The sequence below is a fragment of the Paraburkholderia sp. genome (assembly GCF_047605525.1).
GTDB lineage: Bacteria > Pseudomonadota > Gammaproteobacteria > Burkholderiales > Burkholderiaceae > Paraburkholderia.
Genome location: NZ_JASGFN010000016.1, coordinates 12,757 through 28,533, shown reverse-complemented (window position 1 = coordinate 28,533; position 15,777 = coordinate 12,757). Strand labels below are relative to the sequence as shown.

Sequence of the window (15,777 nt, the reverse complement as noted above, 5' to 3'; positions counted from 1 at the left end):
ATACGTTGAAAAAAAAGTGCAGCCGGATGCATTATTCATCCGGGTTACGAGCACCTGGTGATGGACGTGCACGTCGAGCGCGTCGAGCCCGAGCATCATCTGTCGTGGCGCTGGCATCCGGCCGCAATCGACGTCACCGTCAACTACACGCCGGAGCCGACCACGTTGGTCGTGTTCGAGCTGACCGAGGTCGAGTCCGGCACGCTGCTGCGGATCGTCGAATCGGGCTTCGATCAGTTGCCGGTCGGGCACCGCGAGCGGCAGGCCGATATAGCCGTTGCCGGTCGGGTCCCGGTAGTTGGAGTTCGTGTACGCGAAGCCCGCGGTTGCCTGACCGAACGTGTAGTTGATGCCGCCGCCGAAAATGCGCATGCGGCCGGCGATGAAGCTCGCGTCGTTCGCGGTGATCGCGCCGGCCGAACCCGCGCCCGGATTGTTCGCCTGCAGATAGGCCGCCGCGATCAGCAGGCCGCCGTTCGCGTACTGGCCGCCGAAACTGTACGCGCGGTTGTTCGCGAAGTTCGTGTCGTTGCTGAAGCTGTAGACGCCGCCGAATTGCAGGCCCGCGATCTCCGGGCTCGCGTACTTCACGCTATTGCCGAGGCGAAACGAGTTATCGGTGTTGTCGTTGTCGTACGGATGCGCGAACAGGTAACCGGCCCAGTTGCCGTTCGCCGTGGTCTGCGCGAGATAGTCGACCACGGAGTCGTACCGGCGCGTGGCCGTGCGATCGGGTAACGCAGAAGTGCGCGGGGAGAGGGCGGAGCAACGCAACGGGGCCAAAAAATGGCCCCGAAATCGCCGCAAACAGGGGGAAAAGGTTAATCCGCGAGGCGCTTGTCCGCGAGCGCGTTCTGGCAATCGGCCAGCACCTGCCTGACCAGCCGGGCCTGCGGGTCAAGTTCGTCGGTATCGAGGATTTCTTCGACCGCGTCGCGCGCCCAGTCGGTGTCGACGAACTGCGCGTGGCGCCGCGCGATTTCGACCGCGGTGGCCGACAGCTTCGCGATGCACAGCCAGTCGGCCTCGCGCGCGCGGCGGTCGAGCCACTTGTGCGCGGACTGCACGTGAAACGCCGCGTCGGGCCAGTCTTCGTTCAGGTAATAAGCGCCGAGGCTTCCGCATGTGAGCCAGCACAACAGCTCCAGGCGGTCACGGGGACTCAGATGTTGGCGTACATCACTCATGGCGACGCTCGCTGCGGTAAATGGCTTCCCGGTGAGGCCGGCAGGCCGCCGTCCTCCGCTTTCAACAAACATTAGCACGCGATATTCCCGGGCGGCAATTCCTGACCTACCCTGGCGCGCGGCGGCGCACGGAACGGGGTAAAAGGACGCAGGAGCGAAGGGGCGGGAGCGGGATGGCAATGAGAGCGCGGGGCGGTTCGAGCGAACCGCCCCGCCGGCGGCGTCCGGCGGCGTCAGCCCGCCGCGCGCGTCGCGACGATGAAAAGCCGCGGAAACGGCAGCAGCACGGTGCCATCGGCGAGCGCCGGATAGGCTTTCGCGATCTCGTCGCGGTAACGCTGCACAAACGCCGGGCGTTCGGCGTCGTCGAGCGCGGCGAGAAACGGCCGCAGCGCGCTACCCTTGAACCACTCGACCACCGCGTCGGCGCCGCCCGCAAGCGGATGGTGATAGACCGTGCGCCACACGTCGACGCGCGCGCACAGCGGTTTCAACAGCGCGTAGTACCAGCCCGGGCCGTGGCGCATCGTGCGCTCGACACCGGTCAGCTTCGGCGCCCACGGTCCATCGGCGGCGACTTCCCGCAACAGCCGGTGCGCCGGCTCGTCGAGATTGTCGGGCATCTGCACGGCGAGGCTGCCGCCGGCGGCAAGTTTTTCCACCAGCGCGGGAAACAGCCGCTCGTGGTCCGGCACCCATTGCAGCACCGCGTTCGCGAGGATCACGTCGTAGGGACCGGGTGAATCCCACGTCGAAATATCGCGGACGTCGAAGCTCAATTGCGGCAGACGGAGGCGGGCCGCCGCGATCATGTCGGCGGAACTGTCGATGCCGCTGATCGCGGCGCCCGGCAGACGCGCGGCGAGCATCTCGGTCGAATTGCCGGGTCCGCAGCCGATATCGACCGCGCGCCGCGCGCCGTCGGCCGGCACCGCCGCGAGCAGATCCCGCACCGGACGCGTGCGCTCGTTTTCGAACAGCATGTACTGCTTCGCCTGCCAGTCCGCGTGGGTCGGGGTCGGCCCGGCAGCGGTTTTCTCCGTCATTTTTTGCTCCTTCGTGGGGTTCGGTGCGCCCATTCTCGGCGGCCCGAAGGCCAGAGTAAAATGAATTTATGATTCCGATTGCTTCATTTTTCTAATGAAAATCGACACCCTCGGCGTGCAGGCTTTCGTCGCGATCGCAGATCGCGGCAGCTTCCAGGGCGCGGCGGATGCGCTGCACGTCACGCAAACCGCGATCACCCAGCGGCTGCGCAAGCTCGAAAATTATCTCGGCGTCACGCTGGTCGAGCGGACCACGCGCTCGATGGCACTGACCGAAATCGGCCGTAGTTTTCTGCCACAGGCGCGCCGTCTGCTCGGCGAACTGGCCGACGCGCTCGTCGACATTCGCGAAACCGGCATGGCGCGGCGCGGCGACGTGTCGATCGCGTGCGTGCCGACCGTCGGGATCCAGTATCTGCCGCGCATTCTTCAGGCGTATTCGGCGCGCTATCCGCACAACCGCATCAAGATTCTCGATCATGCGTCGGCGGCGGTGGAGGAGGCCGTGCTGCGCCGGGAGGTCGAGTTCGGCATCAATATCGCGCGCGAGCATCATCCGGATCTCGCGAGTTTGCCGCTCACCGAAGACCGTTACGTGCTGATCTGCCACGAGAGCCATCCGCTCGCGAGGCGGCGGCGCATCGCGTGGCGGCAATTGCAGGGCGTCGCGCTGATCTTCGCCGGCGAGGTCAGCGGCAACCGCGCGCTGCTCGACGTCGCGCTGGAGTCGAGCGATCTCACGCCGCGCTCGTTCTACGAGGTCCAGCGCAGTTCGACCGCGGTCGGGCTCGTCGCGCAACGGGTCGGCGCGGCCGTGGTGCCGGCGCTCGCGCTGCAGAAGGGCGCGTATCCCACGGTGCGCACCGTCGAGCTGACGCAGCCGGCCGTGTCGCGCACGCTGGTGCTCGTCGCGCGCAAGACCGCGCGGCTGTCGCCGGCCGCGCAGGCGCTCTACGACATGATCCGCGAGCAGGCGACGCTCAAAGCCTGATGACGGCGCGGCGCACGCAAGGCAAACTGGCGGTGCCGCGCGAGTGTGATTCGCGTTGAATTCCCGCCACGCGCCCAATCCATCCAGCCACCGAGCGACCCATCCATGCTGCAGATACTCGGCAAGTCCACCTCGATCAACGTCCGCAAGGTGCTGTGGACCTGCGCGGAACTCGGCCTTTCGTTCGAACAGGAAGACTGGGGTGCCGGCTTCCGTTCGACCGACGTCGCGGAATTCCGCGCGCTCAATCCCAATGCGACGGTCCCCGTGATTCGCGACGGCGAGTTCGTGCTGTGGGAATCGAATTCGATCATCCGTTACCTCGCGAACCGCTATCGCGGCGACTGGCTGTATCCGGCGGATGCGGTCGAGCGCGCGCGTTGCGATCAGTGGATCGACTGGCAGGCGAGCGAGTTGAACCGCGCGTGGAGCTATGCGTTCATGGGGCTGGTGCGGCGCTCGCCCGCGCATCAGGATGCGCGCCAGATCGCGCTGTCGTGCGCGAACTGGTCGAAGCATATGGCGATCGTCGAACGGCAGCTCGAACGGACCGGCGCGTTTATCGCCGGGCAGGCGTTTTCGCTCGCGGATATTCCAGTCGCGCTGTCGGCGAACCGCTGGCTCGACACGCCGCAGCCGCATGACGATTTTCCGGCGCTCGCCGCCTATATGGCGCGGCTCGCGGAGCGCGCCGGGTATCGCGAGTATTGCCGTAACGGCACGCCCTGATATCCGACTCGACGCTCCTGTTTTCGCCATGCCGAAATCCACCGCTACCCAGCATCTGAAGCCCCGTCGGTCGCCGATCCAGCGGCGCTCCGCGCAAACCGTGGAAGCCGTGCTCGAAGCGGCGGCCCGCATTCTGGAGACGCACGGGCTCGAAGGCTATACGACCAATGCGGTCGCGCTGCGCGCCGGTGTCAGCATCGGCTCGCTGTATCAGTACTTTCCGAATCGCGATGCGTTGACGGTCGCGCTGATCGAGCGCGAAACCGCGCAACTGGCCGCCGATATCCACGCGGCGGCGGCGCTGGAAATTTCGCGCGACTGCGTGCGGGCGCTGGTGCGCGCGGCGGTCGCGCATCAGATGCGCCGGCCGGTGCTCGCGCGGCTCATCGATTTCGAGGAGCGGCGCCTGCCGGTCGGCGAACGGGATCAGCGGATCACGGATACGGTGCACGCCGCGCTCGTCGACGCGTTGGGCAACAAGGCACAGGCGCCTGCGCTCGATGACGTGAATCTCGCCGCGCATGATCTGCTGGCGATCGTGCGCGGCATGGTCGATTACGCGGGCGAGCGCGACGAGCGCGATGCCGCGGCGCTGGAAGCACGCGTGATGCGCGCGGTAGATGGCTATGTGGCGGAGTCGCGGTCCGATGCGGTTTGATGCGGTCTGACGATCCTGGGCGCGGAGCGCACTCGTCGGGCGGCGCCGGAATGCCCGGGTTGATGTGGGCCGTACTGGATTCGAACCAGTGACCAATGGATTAAAAGTCCACTGCTCTACCAGCTGAGCTAACGGCCCGGCTCGCGCTAACCGATGTCGATCGTGCGACTCGCGGAGCGCGCCGGCTCCGATTTCGGCACGGTCAACGTGAGCACACCGTTGTCGAACTTGGCCAGGGTGTGCTCGGGATCGGCGTTTTCCGGCATCGGGATCGTGCGGACGAAGCTTCCATGTGCGCGCTCCAGCCGGTAGCAGCCGTTTTCCTCGCTGCGCACATCCTGCTTTTTCTCGCCGCGCAGCACGATCGCGCCGTCCTCGACGCTCACACTCAGGTCTTCGCGTTTCATTCCAGGCAGCTCGGCGCTCACGCGGAGCACCGGCCCTTCATCGACCACGTCGATGCGCGGCTGGAAGCGCGATGAGCTGAAGTCGCCGAACCATCGTTCGAGCGCGCCACGGCCCGCGAACGGGTCGTGAAAGAACTCCTCCATTGCGCGCCACGGTTCGCGCGAGAACAGTCGCGGAATGTCGGGCCAGGAGGCGCGCCATTGCTCATTCGACGGCGGGCTTTCCGGACCGTCCGCATCGGACTTGCGGGCCGCTCCGCGCAGGAACTTGAAGGGATTCCACTTTTTCGGATCGGTGTTCATCGTATTCTCCTATACGGTCCGGCAGGAGAACCGGATTCCAGTCATTGCGCCGATGCCGCGGGACTTCGGCCATCCATCGCGCCCGATCCCGGCCATCTACCCGCGCCGGCATGCCTGTATGACGTCCTGCATTCGGGCCTGCGCAATCGGAGAGGGGCGGCCGGATGACCGCCACCGGTTTTCTCCTGTCGTTGCCGCCCGTTTGCCGGTTTCAGCTCGTGCGTACTTCGATCCGACGCGGCCGCGCTTCGTCGCGGCGCGGAATCGTCAGCTTCAGCACGCCGTCCTTCAGGTTTGCATCGATTTTCGATGCGTCGAAGTCAGCCCCCAGAGAAAACGCCCGCGCGAAGTGAGGCTGGCGGATTTCCGCGTGCTGCAGGCGCAGCCCCGCCGGCGTGGGCACCACCGCCTCGGCTTCGATGTACAGGTTGCCGTCGTGCACCTTCACATCGAGCCGGTCCTTCGTCACGCCGGGCAGATCCGCCCACAGGGTGATGCCCTGGCTATCCTCGAAGATGTCCACGGGCGGCGTCAGCGTGATCCGACGTTGTGACGGGTCGTCTTCGCGACGGCCAACCGCCGTCTGATTTTTGCTGGCAAGTTCTGTCGTGTCGTTCATGATGTTCTCCTCGGTTTCGCGATGGGTTTCATTGAACGGAGATGGCTCGCGGCTTCGACGTTTCCCGCTTGCCGATGCTTACGGTCAGGCAGCCATTGGTGTAGTGCGCGGTGACCTTGTCGGGGTCCGCTTGCTGCGGCAGTTCGATCACGCGCCGGAAAGTGCCGGCGAACCGCTCCTGTGCATAGGTGCGCGTGTCGTCGCCGGCTTCCGGCTGCGCGGTGCCGCGCTCGCCGCTGATGGTCAGCAGCCCTTTGTCTATCGATACGTCGAGGTTGGCGAGGTCGATACCCGGCGCGAACGCGACGATCTCGATCGAATCGTCGGTCGAGCCGATGTTGACCTGCGGGAAGGCGCCGAAGCGCCCGGAACGGATGCTGGACGGGAAGCCACCGAAGAGGCTCGCCATCTGCCGTTGCAGACGGTCGAACTCGCTGAAAAGGTCGGTTCCGTAGTAGAGATCGCTCATGGTCATTTCCTCCTTCAAACCAGCAGGAAGACGAACCGGCCTACGCGCTCCAGTCCGTCTGCCGTGCCGCGGGCAAACAAATCGAAACACGCAGCGCACCGGATTGCCGGCGCGACTGCCTGAGCGGAATCTAAGATAGGATCCCGGACGGAAATTTCAAGGGGGGTAGCGCGACTTTCTGCTCTTGAATTCGGCCGGCCGCATCCTATCTGCGCGATGCCCCTGACGGACCCTGCGAGGACATGATGGAATTCGAACACGATTGGCTGACCCTGGGCCGGCACCGGATCCGGTTGCGCTCGATCAAGGGTTTTCCGACCGGCACGATGCGCACGGCGGTTGAGGTCATCCGGCTGGCGATCGACAGCAACATGAGCGCGCGTGCGCGGCTGGTCGAAGTGGTATTGCGGCAGGAATCCGCTTACGAAATTGCTGTCGGCACGACCTTCGCCGATGACCGGTTATGCGTGCCGCAACTGGAAGCGGTGATCGCGACGGTGCTCGGCCTGCAGCCCACGCAGATCAATATCGCCGTGACCGTGCTCACGCAGGAAGAGGTCGATCTGCACTTCGGCGTCTACGAGAGGATGCTGGCCGAAAAGCTCGGCGTGGTGCCGCCGATTCAGTGACGCCAGTGACGCCAGTGACGCATTGGGGCAGGCACAGGCAGGGGCAGGGTACGGACCCTGCCGCGAATCGCAACCCTCGAGCCGCAACCCTCAAACCTGCACGAGACCCGGAATCCGCACGTCCGGATCGACGTCCGCTTCGTAATCGACGCCCTTCATTTCGAAGCCGAACAGACGCAGGAAATCGGTCTTGTAGCCGGCGAAATCGGTGAGTTCGTAGAGGTTGTCGTTGGTCACCTGATTCCACAGTTCCTGCACGCGGCCCTGCACCTGCGGGTCGAGCTCCCTGTAGTCGGCGCGCAGACGCCCTGCGTCGTCCAGATGCGGCTGGGCGCCGTACAGGCTCTCCTTGTAGAGGCCGTAGACCTGCTCGATGCAGCCCTCGTGCGTGCCTTTTTCCTTCATTACCTTGAAGAGCAGCGACAGATAGAGCGGCATCATCGGAATCGCCGAGCTGGCCTGCGTGACGACCGCCTTCAGCACCGCGACGCGCGCATCGCCGCCTTTCGCCGCGAGCTTTTCGCGGATCGCGAGCACCTTCTGGTCGAGATCCTTCTTGGCCGCGCCGATCGAACCGTTCCAGTAGATGTCGTGCGTGATCTTCTCGCCGAGATAGGTGAACGCGGTGGTCTTCGCGCCGTCCGCGAGCACGCCTGCTTCGGCGAGCGCGTCGATCCACATCTGCCAGTCTTCGCCGCCCATCACCGCGACCGTCTGCGCGATTTCTTCCGGGCTCGCCGGTTCGAGCACGGTTTCCTTGATCACTTCCTTGTCGGTGTCGATGCCGCGCAGGTTGACGGCCTGGCCGATCGGTTTCAGCACCGAGCTGAACACCTCGCCGGTTTTCGGATGCTGGCGCTTCGGCGCCGCGAGGCTATAGACGACGAGGTCGACCTGGCCGAGATCGCGTTTGATGACTTCGATCGCGCGCGCCTTGACTTCGTCCGAGAATGCATCGCCGTTGATGCTGGTCGCGTACAGGCCCTCGGCGGTCGCGAATTTCTCGAACGCGGCGGTGTTGTACCAGCCGGCCGTGCCGGCCTTGGTTTCGCTGCCGGCGCGCTCGAAGAACACGCCGAGCGTGGCCGCACCCGAGCCGAACGCGGCGCTGATGCGGGCGGCCAGACCATAGCCGGTCGACGCGCCGATCACGAGCACCTTCTTCGGGCCGTTGGCGATGGGGCCGCGTGCCTTCACATACTCGATCTGTTCCTTGACGTTGGCTTCGCAGCCGATCGGATGGGTCGATACACAGATGAAGCCACGCACACGCGGTTTGATGATCATGAAGCACCTCTTGTCGGAATTGCCGACATTATAGTGGCCCCGCCGCCGGGGCCGGGCATCGGCGATAGCGGGAGCGGCGGCACGGCGGACCACCCGCCGCGACTCCGCAAAAACCGGCGCGCCTCCCGCATCTTGGTACGATTGCGCCTTTCCCAGCCGACGACAAGCAAGCGTGAAGCGCCTCATCTCCTTCTTCCTGGCGGCCCTCGATAAAGGGCTGACCCTCGCGAACCCGCTGATCGCGAAGGCCTGGTGGCATCTGCGCCACCCGACCCGCCGTACCTTCGCGTGGGGACTCGCCGCGCTGCCGGCGCTGTTCGTGCTGTACGTGCTGCTGCTGATCCCGTTCACGCCGAGCATCGGCGACATCCGCAAGGCGAAAATCGAGCAGCCCGCGCGGATCCTGTCCGCGGACGGCAAGCTGCTCGCCGAGTTCAAGCCGTCGAACCGCGAATGGGTGAAGCTCGATGAAATTTCGCCGAACGTCGTGAACGCGCTGATCGCGACCGAGGATCATCGTTTCTACCAGCACTTCGGCCTCGACTGGCGGCGCACCGCGTCGGCCGCGCTGCATACGTTTTCCGGCGACCGCCAGGGCGGCTCGACGATCACGCAGCAGCTCGCGCGCAATCTGTATCCCGACGAAATCGGCCGCGCGCCGACGCTCACGCGCAAGCTGAAGGAAGCAATCACGGCGCTGAAGATCGAAGCGTTCTACACGAAGGACGAGATCCTCGAAACCTACCTGAACACGGTGCCGTTCCTGTACAACGCGTACGGCATCGAGATGGCCGCGCGCACCTATTTCGACAAGTCGGCGTCGGACCTGAACGTGCTCGAAGCGGCGACGCTGACCGGCATGCTGAAGGGCAATAGCTACTACAACCCGGTGCTGAATCCGGAGCGCGCGCTGCAACGGCGCAATACGGTGCTTGCGCAGATGGTCAAATACGGCAAGCTCACGCCCGCCAACTACGACACGCTGAGCCGCAAGCCGCTGCGTCTGGACTTCGAGCGCCAGGTCGAGCCGCCCGGGCCCGCGCCGCACTTCACGCAGCAGTTGCGCAAGTGGCTCGTCGCGTGGGCCGACCGCAACGACTACAACATCTATTCCGACGGCCTCGTCGTGCGCACGACGCTCGATTCGCGTCTGCAGACGATGGCGACCCAGGCGGTCACGCTGCAAGGCAACCAGTTGCAGGGCATCGCGAACTCGGCATGGGGCACGCGCGCGGGCTGCTCGGCGGACAAGGACCTGTTGCGCACGTTCCTGCGCGAAACGCCCGACTTCCGCGCCGCGAAAGACACGGGCCTGTCCGACGACGATGCGATGAAGCACCTGCTCGCCGACCGCAAGCTCGTGCAGAACGTGTGCGACACGAAAACGCGCGTGCAGGCCGACTTCCTCGCGATGGATCCGCGCACCGGCGAGATCAAGGCATGGGTCGGCAGCCGCGACTTCAGCGAGGACCCGTTCGATCACGTGCAGCAGGCGCGCCGTCAGCCGGGCTCGACGTTCAAGCCGTTCGTCTACGCGGCGGCGTTCGAGGCGGGCGCGAAGCCGGACGACAAGCTGCCCGACAACCCCGTCGAAATCCAGCTTGCCGGCGGCGAAATCTGGAGGCCGGGTGACGAAGACGAACCGAGCGGCCGCGAGATCAGCCTGCGCGACGCGCTCGCGTACTCGCGCAACCGCATCACCGCGCAGGTGATGCAGACGGTCGGCCCGAACAAGGTCGCGCGGCTCGCGCGCGCGATGGGGGTGCGCGACAGCCAGCTCGATCCGGTGCCATCGCTCGCGCTCGGCACGAGTCCGGTGACGCTGAAGGAGATGGTCTCGGCGTACGGCACGATCGCGAATCTCGGCACTTACGTCGAGCCGCTGATGGTCACGCGTATCGAGGATCGCAACGGCAACGTGCTCGCGCAATTCGCGCCGGCCTCGCCGACACGCGAGCTGCCCGCCGACGCCGCGCGCACGCTCGTCGACGTGATGCGCGATGTCGTCAGCCGCGGCACCGGCGCGAGCATCCGTACGCGCTTCGGCGTGCGCGGCGACGTCGCGGGCAAGACCGGTACGACGCAGGACAACGCGGACGGCTGGTTCATCCTGATTCATCCGCAACTGGTGGCGGGCGCGTGGGTCGGCTTCAACGACAGCCGCGTGACGCTGAAGAGCAATTACTGGGGACAGGGGGCGCATAGCGCGCTGCCGATCGTCGGCGACTTCTTCCAGCGCGCGCAGCGCTCGCGCCTCGTCGATACGCGCGTGAAGTTCGACACCGAGCAACAGCCCGGCTGGTTCGCCGAGCGCACGGCGCGATTGAGCGACTGGATCGGGCATCTGTTTGCGCGCCCGCCGGAGAAATCGCAGAAGCAGGTCGTGCCGCATGCTCCGGCGCGGCGCGCGCCGGTGGTAGCGGCCAAGCCTGCCGCGCCCGCGGCTTCCTCGATGCCTGCCGTGGCGGAAGCGGCCGGTGCGTCCGCGGCGCTCGCCGAACCGCGTGCGTTGCCGCCGCTGTTGCCGGCGCCGGGGGCGGCGTCCGCGCCCGCGGCGGCCAATACGGTCGATGGCGAAGCGCACGGCGGCGGCGCGGCGGCGCTCGCGCCGACCCCGACGCCGGACGATATCGTGCCGCCGGATGCGGGCGGGCAGGGTGGGGATGGCTCCGATAACGGCAGCGGGGCGAATTGATTGAGCCCGGTTTGAACGCGCTGGATGCTAGGGCCTCGCCACCCCGGCCTCACCCGCCGGACGCGCATGCGGATTCCCATGCGTCGTCTCGAGCGACGTATCGTGATGCAGCAGCAACACCGCCGCCACGCCGACCAGCCCCGCGCCCGCGAGGCACAGCAGCCCGGCGCCGAAGCCGCCGGTGCTGTCCTTGATCCAGCCCATCGCGAACGGCCCGAAAAAGCCCGCCAAATTGCCGAGCGAATTGATCGCGGCGATGCCGCCCGCGGCCGCCGCGCCCGACAGGAACGCGGCCGGCAGCGTCCAGATCACCGGCAGGCAGCCGAAGATGCCGAACCCGGCGATCGACAGCGCGATCATCTTCTGCACCGGATTGTCGAGCCCGGCCGCGGCGGCGATGCCGCCGGCCGCCACCAGCAGCGCGATCGCCACATGCCAGCGGCGCTCCAGCTTGCGGTCCGAATGCCGTCCCCACAGAATCATCCCGACCAGGCCGACCACATACGGCAGCGAGGTCACGAAGCCCGTTTGCAGATTGGTCAGGCCGAAGGCCTTGATGATCTGCGGCAGGAAAAAGCTCAACCCGTAGTTGGTTGCGTTCGCGCCGAAATAGATCAGCGCGATCGCGAGCACGCGCGGATTGATCAGTGCCTCCTTCACGCTGAAGCTGCGCACGGCCTCGCGATGCTCGCGCTCCTGTTGCTGGCGCGCGATCAGCCAGTTGCGTTCGTCGTCAGCGAGCCATGTCGCGTCGGCGGGCCTGTCGGTCAGATAGAACAGCACCGCGACCGACAGCAGCAGCGCGGGCAGCGCCTCGATCAGATACAGCCACTGCCAGCCGCCGAGTCCGCCGCGTCCGTCGAGTGACAGCAGCGCGCCCGAGATCGGGCCGCCGATCACCGTCGACAGCGGAATCGCGGCCATGAAGTAGCCGACCACGCGGCCCCGGTACGCGGCCGGAAACCACAATGTGAGCAGATAGATGATGCCGGGGAAGAAGCCGGCCTCGGCCACGCCGAGCAGGATGCGCAGCCCGTAGAACACGTGCGCGGGCGACATGCCGGTGAAGCGCGCGATGTCGGGAATGAACGCCATCGCGCCCGCGAGGATGCCCCACGAGAACATGATCCGCGCGATCCAGCGGCGTGCGCCGAAGCGATCGAGCAGCAGGTTCGACGGCACTTCGAAGAAGAAATACGCGATGAAGAACACCCCGGCGCCGAAGCCGAACGCGCTCGCGGACAGATCGAGCGCCTTGTTCATCTGCAACGCCGCGAAGCCGACGTTCACGCGATCCAGATAGGCGATGAAGTAGCAAAGAATCAGGAACGGCACGAGCCGGGCCGTGACGCGTTGAATGGTGCGTGCCTCGAGATCCATCGATTGTCTCCTCCGGTTCTGCGGGTGCCGCATACCGATGTGTTTGCGGGGTTCGTGCGGGTAGCTGAACCTGTGCGCCGAAAAGGCATCGTTACAGACTAGACGCTCGAATGCGATTCCGGAAGTTCTTTGTGAAGCGCTTTACGAATGGCTTTACGAACGGCTTTATGAACGACATGGTTCGGCCATTTCGGCCATCACGTTCATGACAGGCGGTTGCGTTATAGCCGCCATTGTTAAGGTGCGCGCAACAGTGTTTTCGGATCGAGCTGCCTGATCCCCGCCGATCTATTGCGGATAATTCACCGCTTGTAATCGGTTAAAAATGCAGGTGTTGCACTATGGTCAATCAGGACTCGGACAGTATTCCCGGCGTGCCCGGAACGATGCGGAAGAGGGCATGGGTATCGGTACGCATGCGCGGGTTCGCCGCGGCGGTGCTCGCGTGCGCAAGCCTCGTCGGATGCGCCTCGCGTACCGACGTGACGGCGAGCAGCAAGCCCGGCAGCTATACGGTCGCGGCGAGCGCGACCGGCGGCCGGATGGCGTGGGCCCGCGCGCACCAGCTCGCGATGAACGAGGCGCGCGACTATTGCGAACGGCGCGGCATGCAAAGCAGCGTGACGACGGAAACCGTCAGCGGCGTGCGCGTGATGAGCGAGCATGAATCGTCGGTCAGTTTCGAGTGTCATCCGAAGTTCTGATGCTCATCATTGTGTGCTGGAGATTGGCCGCGTCGTCAATCTTTGGGATTGGGCGGGCTGGAATGGGGAGCACGCCTGACGAACCCCGCGCCTGAAAAACCAGGTGCCGCGCGACCCTGTGCAGCCGTTTTTGCGCGGGAGCGGCGGGCAGGGCGCGCGGCCCCCTTCGCCGCGCGCGCCGCTTCGAGCCGCCGCGACATCGCGTCGATACGCTGATGCAACAGGTCCGCCGCGGCCACGCGTTCGGCCAGCAGCGCGTCCTTTTCGGCCAGTTGCGCGCCGGTCAGCGCATGCCGTGCATTCGCCGCGGCCAGTTCGGCCTTCGCCGCCGCCATTTCGTCCCTCAGCGTCTCGCGTTGCGTCCGGTAGTCGGCTTCCAGCGTAGCCGCCCGCTCCTGGCTCGCCTGTAGCTCCTTGCGCAGACGCTGCGCGGTCACCCGTTCGCCTTCGATTTCGAGCAGCGCGCGTTTTTCCGCGGCGGCGAGCCGCTGTTCGTTCTGTTCGTGGGTGCGGCGCAGCTTGGCCAGTTCGTCGGCGAAATCGCGCCGGGCGTCGGCCAACGCGGCGATTCCCGCCGCAATTTCTTCCTTCGATGCCGCCAGTTGCGCGCCCAGCATCTCGTTGGCGGTTTGCAACTCGACGATGCGGGCATCGAGCGCGCCGATCCGCGCCCGTAGCGCGCTGGCGTCGTTCGCTGCCTGTTCGGCTCGCTCCACGGCCTCCTGACGCTGCGTTTCCCGTTCCTGAGCCTGTTCACGGGCTGCGGCGACCTGTGCGTCGGCGTCCTGTCTGAATACGTCGAACGCGGCGCTCGCGGCGTCGCTCGACAGACGCCAGAGCCGGGCCGCGAACTCTCCGGCGGCCGTCGCGATCTCGGGCGGCAAATCCGGGCGGCCGACGTCGACGCGGGTTTTCTCGCGCACTTCGATCCAGAAATCGCGCAGCGCCTTAGCCGGCGCGCTCATGCTGCCTTTGCGCACGAGTTGATAGAGCCGGTTGGCGGTCGGCGTCTCGCCGTAGCGGAAAAACAGCAGCCCGCAGACTTCGCGGTACAGCGTCTGGGTGTCGGACGCGCGTTCGCGGGCGGCTTCGATGTCGGATTCGAGTGTCATGGCGCTGTGGAGGCCGTGGAAAGGTTGATATGTTGATAATACAACGTAATACGATAAAAACAATACGTTCTATGATTTATAACACGACATTAGTACTATAATGTCGTGTTTAATATTCGCACCCAGAATCGGCACCTGACCCACACGCTTGGGTTCTTCGGCCTCGCCGCCTGAGTGCGTCAACGGGGCTCGCGATGGAAGTTACGTGCTCTCAGACCGAGCACCGGCACAACAAACCAGCAGCCGCACTAAGGTGAAATACCTATAAAGCAGCCTTCCCCACGCATATTTAACAAAGTTAGAATAAACCGTCTAATGCTGCGATGCGGGAAAGGCCCCGCGTTTCAGCGCCCCAGCAGTGCCTTTGCGCGGATGCGTCGCGGATTGATTATTTCCGCGGTGCCGTTGCCACAGGCCGTTTCATTTGTATAGCTCAAGGAGTTGACGGTGTATTTCCCGATGACTGAACACATCGACCGGATGCGCAGTAGTAGCGTTTGGGCGGGATTTTCTTTGGCGCAGCAGGCGTTCAGGGGCTTTGAAGAACTCGTTGAGTTGAACCTCGAGCTGGTAAAGCAGGCGCTGCCCGGTCGCGATGCCGCGCAGACGACGTTGTCAAACAGAACACCGCTCGAACTGTGGATTGAACAGGTGAATAACGTGAGGCCGTTCGCGGAAAAGCTGCTTGCGCATAATCGCCAGGCATCCGAAATCGTGACGCGCACCCATGCCGCGATTCTGGAAATCCTCGACGCCGAATTCCAGCGGCAACAACTCGAACTGCGCAATATCGTCGAAGGTTTCGCGAAGAATACCCCTGCCTTTTCCGAAGCCGCGGCTACTGCGGCGAAGTCGGCGGTTTCGATGAGCAGCGTCGGCCTGGAGACGATCCGCAAAACCGCCGCCCAAACCATCGCGATGGCCCGGAACGGTTAGCCCGCCGCGCGCCCCGTCGATCACGATCAACCTGGCCAGGCACTGTCTGGCCATTCCGCCATGTCCAGAAAGGCCGTCGGAATCGCGTGATTCCAGATCGGCGGATCGCGCATTCGGGCGCGACTCTCGCGCAGGTCGAGTCGCCCGAGGAAAACCCATAGACAGAGAATGTGATGGCACTCGACGCTTCTTACAAAAGCGATCTGTTGCACATCGAAGCAATGGTCGCCATGCTCGAGCGAATAGCAAAAAGCGGCGGCTGGATCGCTTCGACATCGTTAATCAATGATCCGGATTATTGGCGCTCGCGCATCGAAATATTGCTTGGCCGTCAGGATATGTCCGAAGCAGATCGAAAACATGCGCTGGCTGTCATGGACCGGCTGCGTGGAATAGTCAGTATTGCAGCCGGAAAACAGGAGATCGAAAAACAATAGCGGCGTCGGCACGTCACGCGGCTCAACGATACACCCCGCGGCAACCCTGCTTGCTGACACATGTTTGTCATGATAGGTTGCTGCAATCCCCGCTGCCCCATCTGGCATCTATTTTTCGCGACTCTGCGCGCGACGCAAAAAAACGGGGTGGTAGCTCTGGACTCATCGTACGCATACGCCTATCCCTG

Annotated in this window: 16 protein-coding genes, 1 tRNA gene and 2 pseudogenes; 9 read left to right on the top strand and 10 right to left on the bottom strand. The window is 64.9% G+C overall.

Features of this window, described 5'->3' with window-relative positions; all coding sequences use genetic code 11:
* Positions 1-24: 24 nt before the first annotated feature.
* Positions 25-270: pseudogene (locus QM685_RS22515) on the top strand (SRPBCC domain-containing protein); the annotation flags it as partial.
* On the opposite strand, the pseudogene QM685_RS22510 reads toward QM685_RS22515, so the two are convergent.
* From QM685_RS22510 to tam, 3 genes and pseudogenes are all read right to left on the bottom strand, one after another.
* Positions 247-726 (bottom strand): annotated as a pseudogene (locus tag QM685_RS22510) (porin); the annotation flags it as partial. The pseudogenes QM685_RS22515 and QM685_RS22510 overlap by 24 nt on opposite strands.
* A 95-nt stretch (positions 727-821) precedes the next feature.
* On the bottom strand, positions 822-1,187 hold the full coding sequence (locus QM685_RS22505) for a hypothetical protein (RefSeq protein WP_415119492.1): 366 nt from the start codon (positions 1,185-1,187) through the stop codon (positions 822-824).
* 233 nt (positions 1,188-1,420) lie between these two features.
* Positions 1,421-2,233, bottom strand: a complete 813-nt coding sequence (gene tam / locus QM685_RS22500) for a trans-aconitate 2-methyltransferase (RefSeq protein WP_415119490.1) — start codon at positions 2,231-2,233, stop codon at positions 1,421-1,423.
* A 94-nt stretch (positions 2,234-2,327) separates the two neighbouring features.
* On the opposite strand from tam, the gene QM685_RS22495 reads away from it, so the two are divergent.
* The 3 genes from QM685_RS22495 to QM685_RS22485 all read left to right on the top strand — a co-directional run bounded on the left by QM685_RS22495 (position 2,328) and on the right by QM685_RS22485 (position 4,611).
* Positions 2,328-3,224 carry a LysR substrate-binding domain-containing protein gene (locus QM685_RS22495; protein WP_415119488.1) on the top strand — a complete coding sequence of 299 codons (897 nt, stop codon included), beginning with the start codon at positions 2,328-2,330 and terminating at the stop codon, positions 3,222-3,224.
* 105 nt (positions 3,225-3,329) lie between these two features.
* On the top strand, positions 3,330-3,953 hold the full coding sequence (locus QM685_RS22490) for a glutathione S-transferase family protein (protein ID WP_415119486.1): 624 nt from the start codon (positions 3,330-3,332) through the stop codon (positions 3,951-3,953).
* Between the two features lie 28 nt (positions 3,954-3,981).
* On the top strand, positions 3,982-4,611 hold the full coding sequence (locus QM685_RS22485) for a TetR/AcrR family transcriptional regulator (RefSeq protein ID WP_415119484.1): 630 nt from the start codon (positions 3,982-3,984) through the stop codon (positions 4,609-4,611).
* 65 nt (positions 4,612-4,676) lie between these two features.
* On the opposite strand, the gene QM685_RS22480 is transcribed toward QM685_RS22485, so the two are convergent.
* The 4 genes from QM685_RS22480 to QM685_RS22465 all read right to left on the bottom strand — a co-directional run bounded on the left by QM685_RS22480 (position 4,677) and on the right by QM685_RS22465 (position 6,409).
* Positions 4,677-4,749 (bottom strand) — tRNA-Lys (locus QM685_RS22480).
* Between the two features lie 8 nt (positions 4,750-4,757).
* On the bottom strand, positions 4,758-5,321 hold the full coding sequence (locus QM685_RS22475; protein ID WP_415119482.1) for an Hsp20/alpha crystallin family protein: 564 nt from the start codon (positions 5,319-5,321) through the stop codon (positions 4,758-4,760).
* Positions 5,322-5,532: 211 nt separating this feature from the next.
* A complete protein-coding gene (locus QM685_RS22470; protein WP_415119480.1) occupies positions 5,533-5,940 on the bottom strand; it encodes an Hsp20/alpha crystallin family protein in 408 nt (135 codons plus the stop codon).
* Between the two features lie 28 nt (positions 5,941-5,968).
* Positions 5,969-6,409: an Hsp20/alpha crystallin family protein gene (locus tag QM685_RS22465; protein ID WP_415119478.1), complete on the bottom strand. Its 441-nt coding sequence runs from the start codon at positions 6,407-6,409 to the stop codon at positions 5,969-5,971.
* Positions 6,410-6,654: 245 nt separating this feature from the next.
* On the opposite strand from QM685_RS22465, the gene QM685_RS22460 reads away from it, so the two are divergent.
* Positions 6,655-7,038 carry a hypothetical protein gene (locus tag QM685_RS22460; RefSeq protein WP_415119757.1) on the top strand — a complete coding sequence of 128 codons (384 nt, stop codon included), beginning with the start codon at positions 6,655-6,657 and terminating at the stop codon, positions 7,036-7,038.
* Positions 7,039-7,128: 90 nt separating this feature from the next.
* On the opposite strand, the gene fabV is transcribed toward QM685_RS22460, so the two are convergent.
* The gene (gene fabV / locus QM685_RS22455) at positions 7,129-8,325 is read right to left on the bottom strand and encodes an enoyl-ACP reductase FabV (RefSeq protein WP_415119476.1); all 1,197 of its coding nucleotides are present in this window, start codon (positions 8,323-8,325) and stop codon (positions 7,129-7,131) included.
* Positions 8,326-8,497: 172 nt separating this feature from the next.
* Here fabV and QM685_RS22450 point away from each other — a divergent pair, with 172 nt between their 5' ends.
* The gene (locus QM685_RS22450; RefSeq protein ID WP_415119474.1) at positions 8,498-11,020 is read left to right on the top strand and encodes a penicillin-binding protein 1A; all 2,523 of its coding nucleotides are present in this window, start codon (positions 8,498-8,500) and stop codon (positions 11,018-11,020) included.
* A 27-nt stretch (positions 11,021-11,047) separates the two neighbouring features.
* On the opposite strand, the gene QM685_RS22445 is transcribed toward QM685_RS22450, so the two are convergent.
* Complete coding sequence (locus QM685_RS22445; RefSeq protein WP_415119472.1) at positions 11,048-12,400, bottom strand: MFS transporter; 1,353 nt, start codon at positions 12,398-12,400, stop codon at positions 11,048-11,050.
* Between the two features lie 341 nt (positions 12,401-12,741).
* On the opposite strand from QM685_RS22445, the gene QM685_RS22440 reads away from it, so the two are divergent.
* Entirely contained in the window at positions 12,742-13,104 is a 363-nt protein-coding gene (locus QM685_RS22440; RefSeq protein WP_415119470.1) for a hypothetical protein, read from the top strand.
* Between the two features lie 35 nt (positions 13,105-13,139).
* On the opposite strand, the gene QM685_RS22435 is transcribed toward QM685_RS22440, so the two are convergent.
* Positions 13,140-14,279 carry a DNA-binding protein gene (locus QM685_RS22435; protein ID WP_415119468.1) on the bottom strand — a complete coding sequence of 380 codons (1,140 nt, stop codon included), beginning with the start codon at positions 14,277-14,279 and terminating at the stop codon, positions 13,140-13,142.
* A gap of 396 nt (positions 14,280-14,675) precedes the next feature.
* Here QM685_RS22435 and phaP point away from each other — a divergent pair, with 396 nt between their 5' ends.
* Entirely contained in the window at positions 14,676-15,152 is a 477-nt protein-coding gene (gene phaP, locus QM685_RS22430; protein ID WP_415119466.1) for a TIGR01841 family phasin, read from the top strand.
* A 173-nt stretch (positions 15,153-15,325) separates the two neighbouring features.
* Positions 15,326-15,589 (top strand): hypothetical protein, encoded by a 264-nt coding sequence (locus QM685_RS22425; RefSeq protein ID WP_415119464.1) that lies wholly within the window; start codon positions 15,326-15,328, stop codon positions 15,587-15,589.
* Positions 15,590-15,777: the final 188 nt, after the last annotated feature.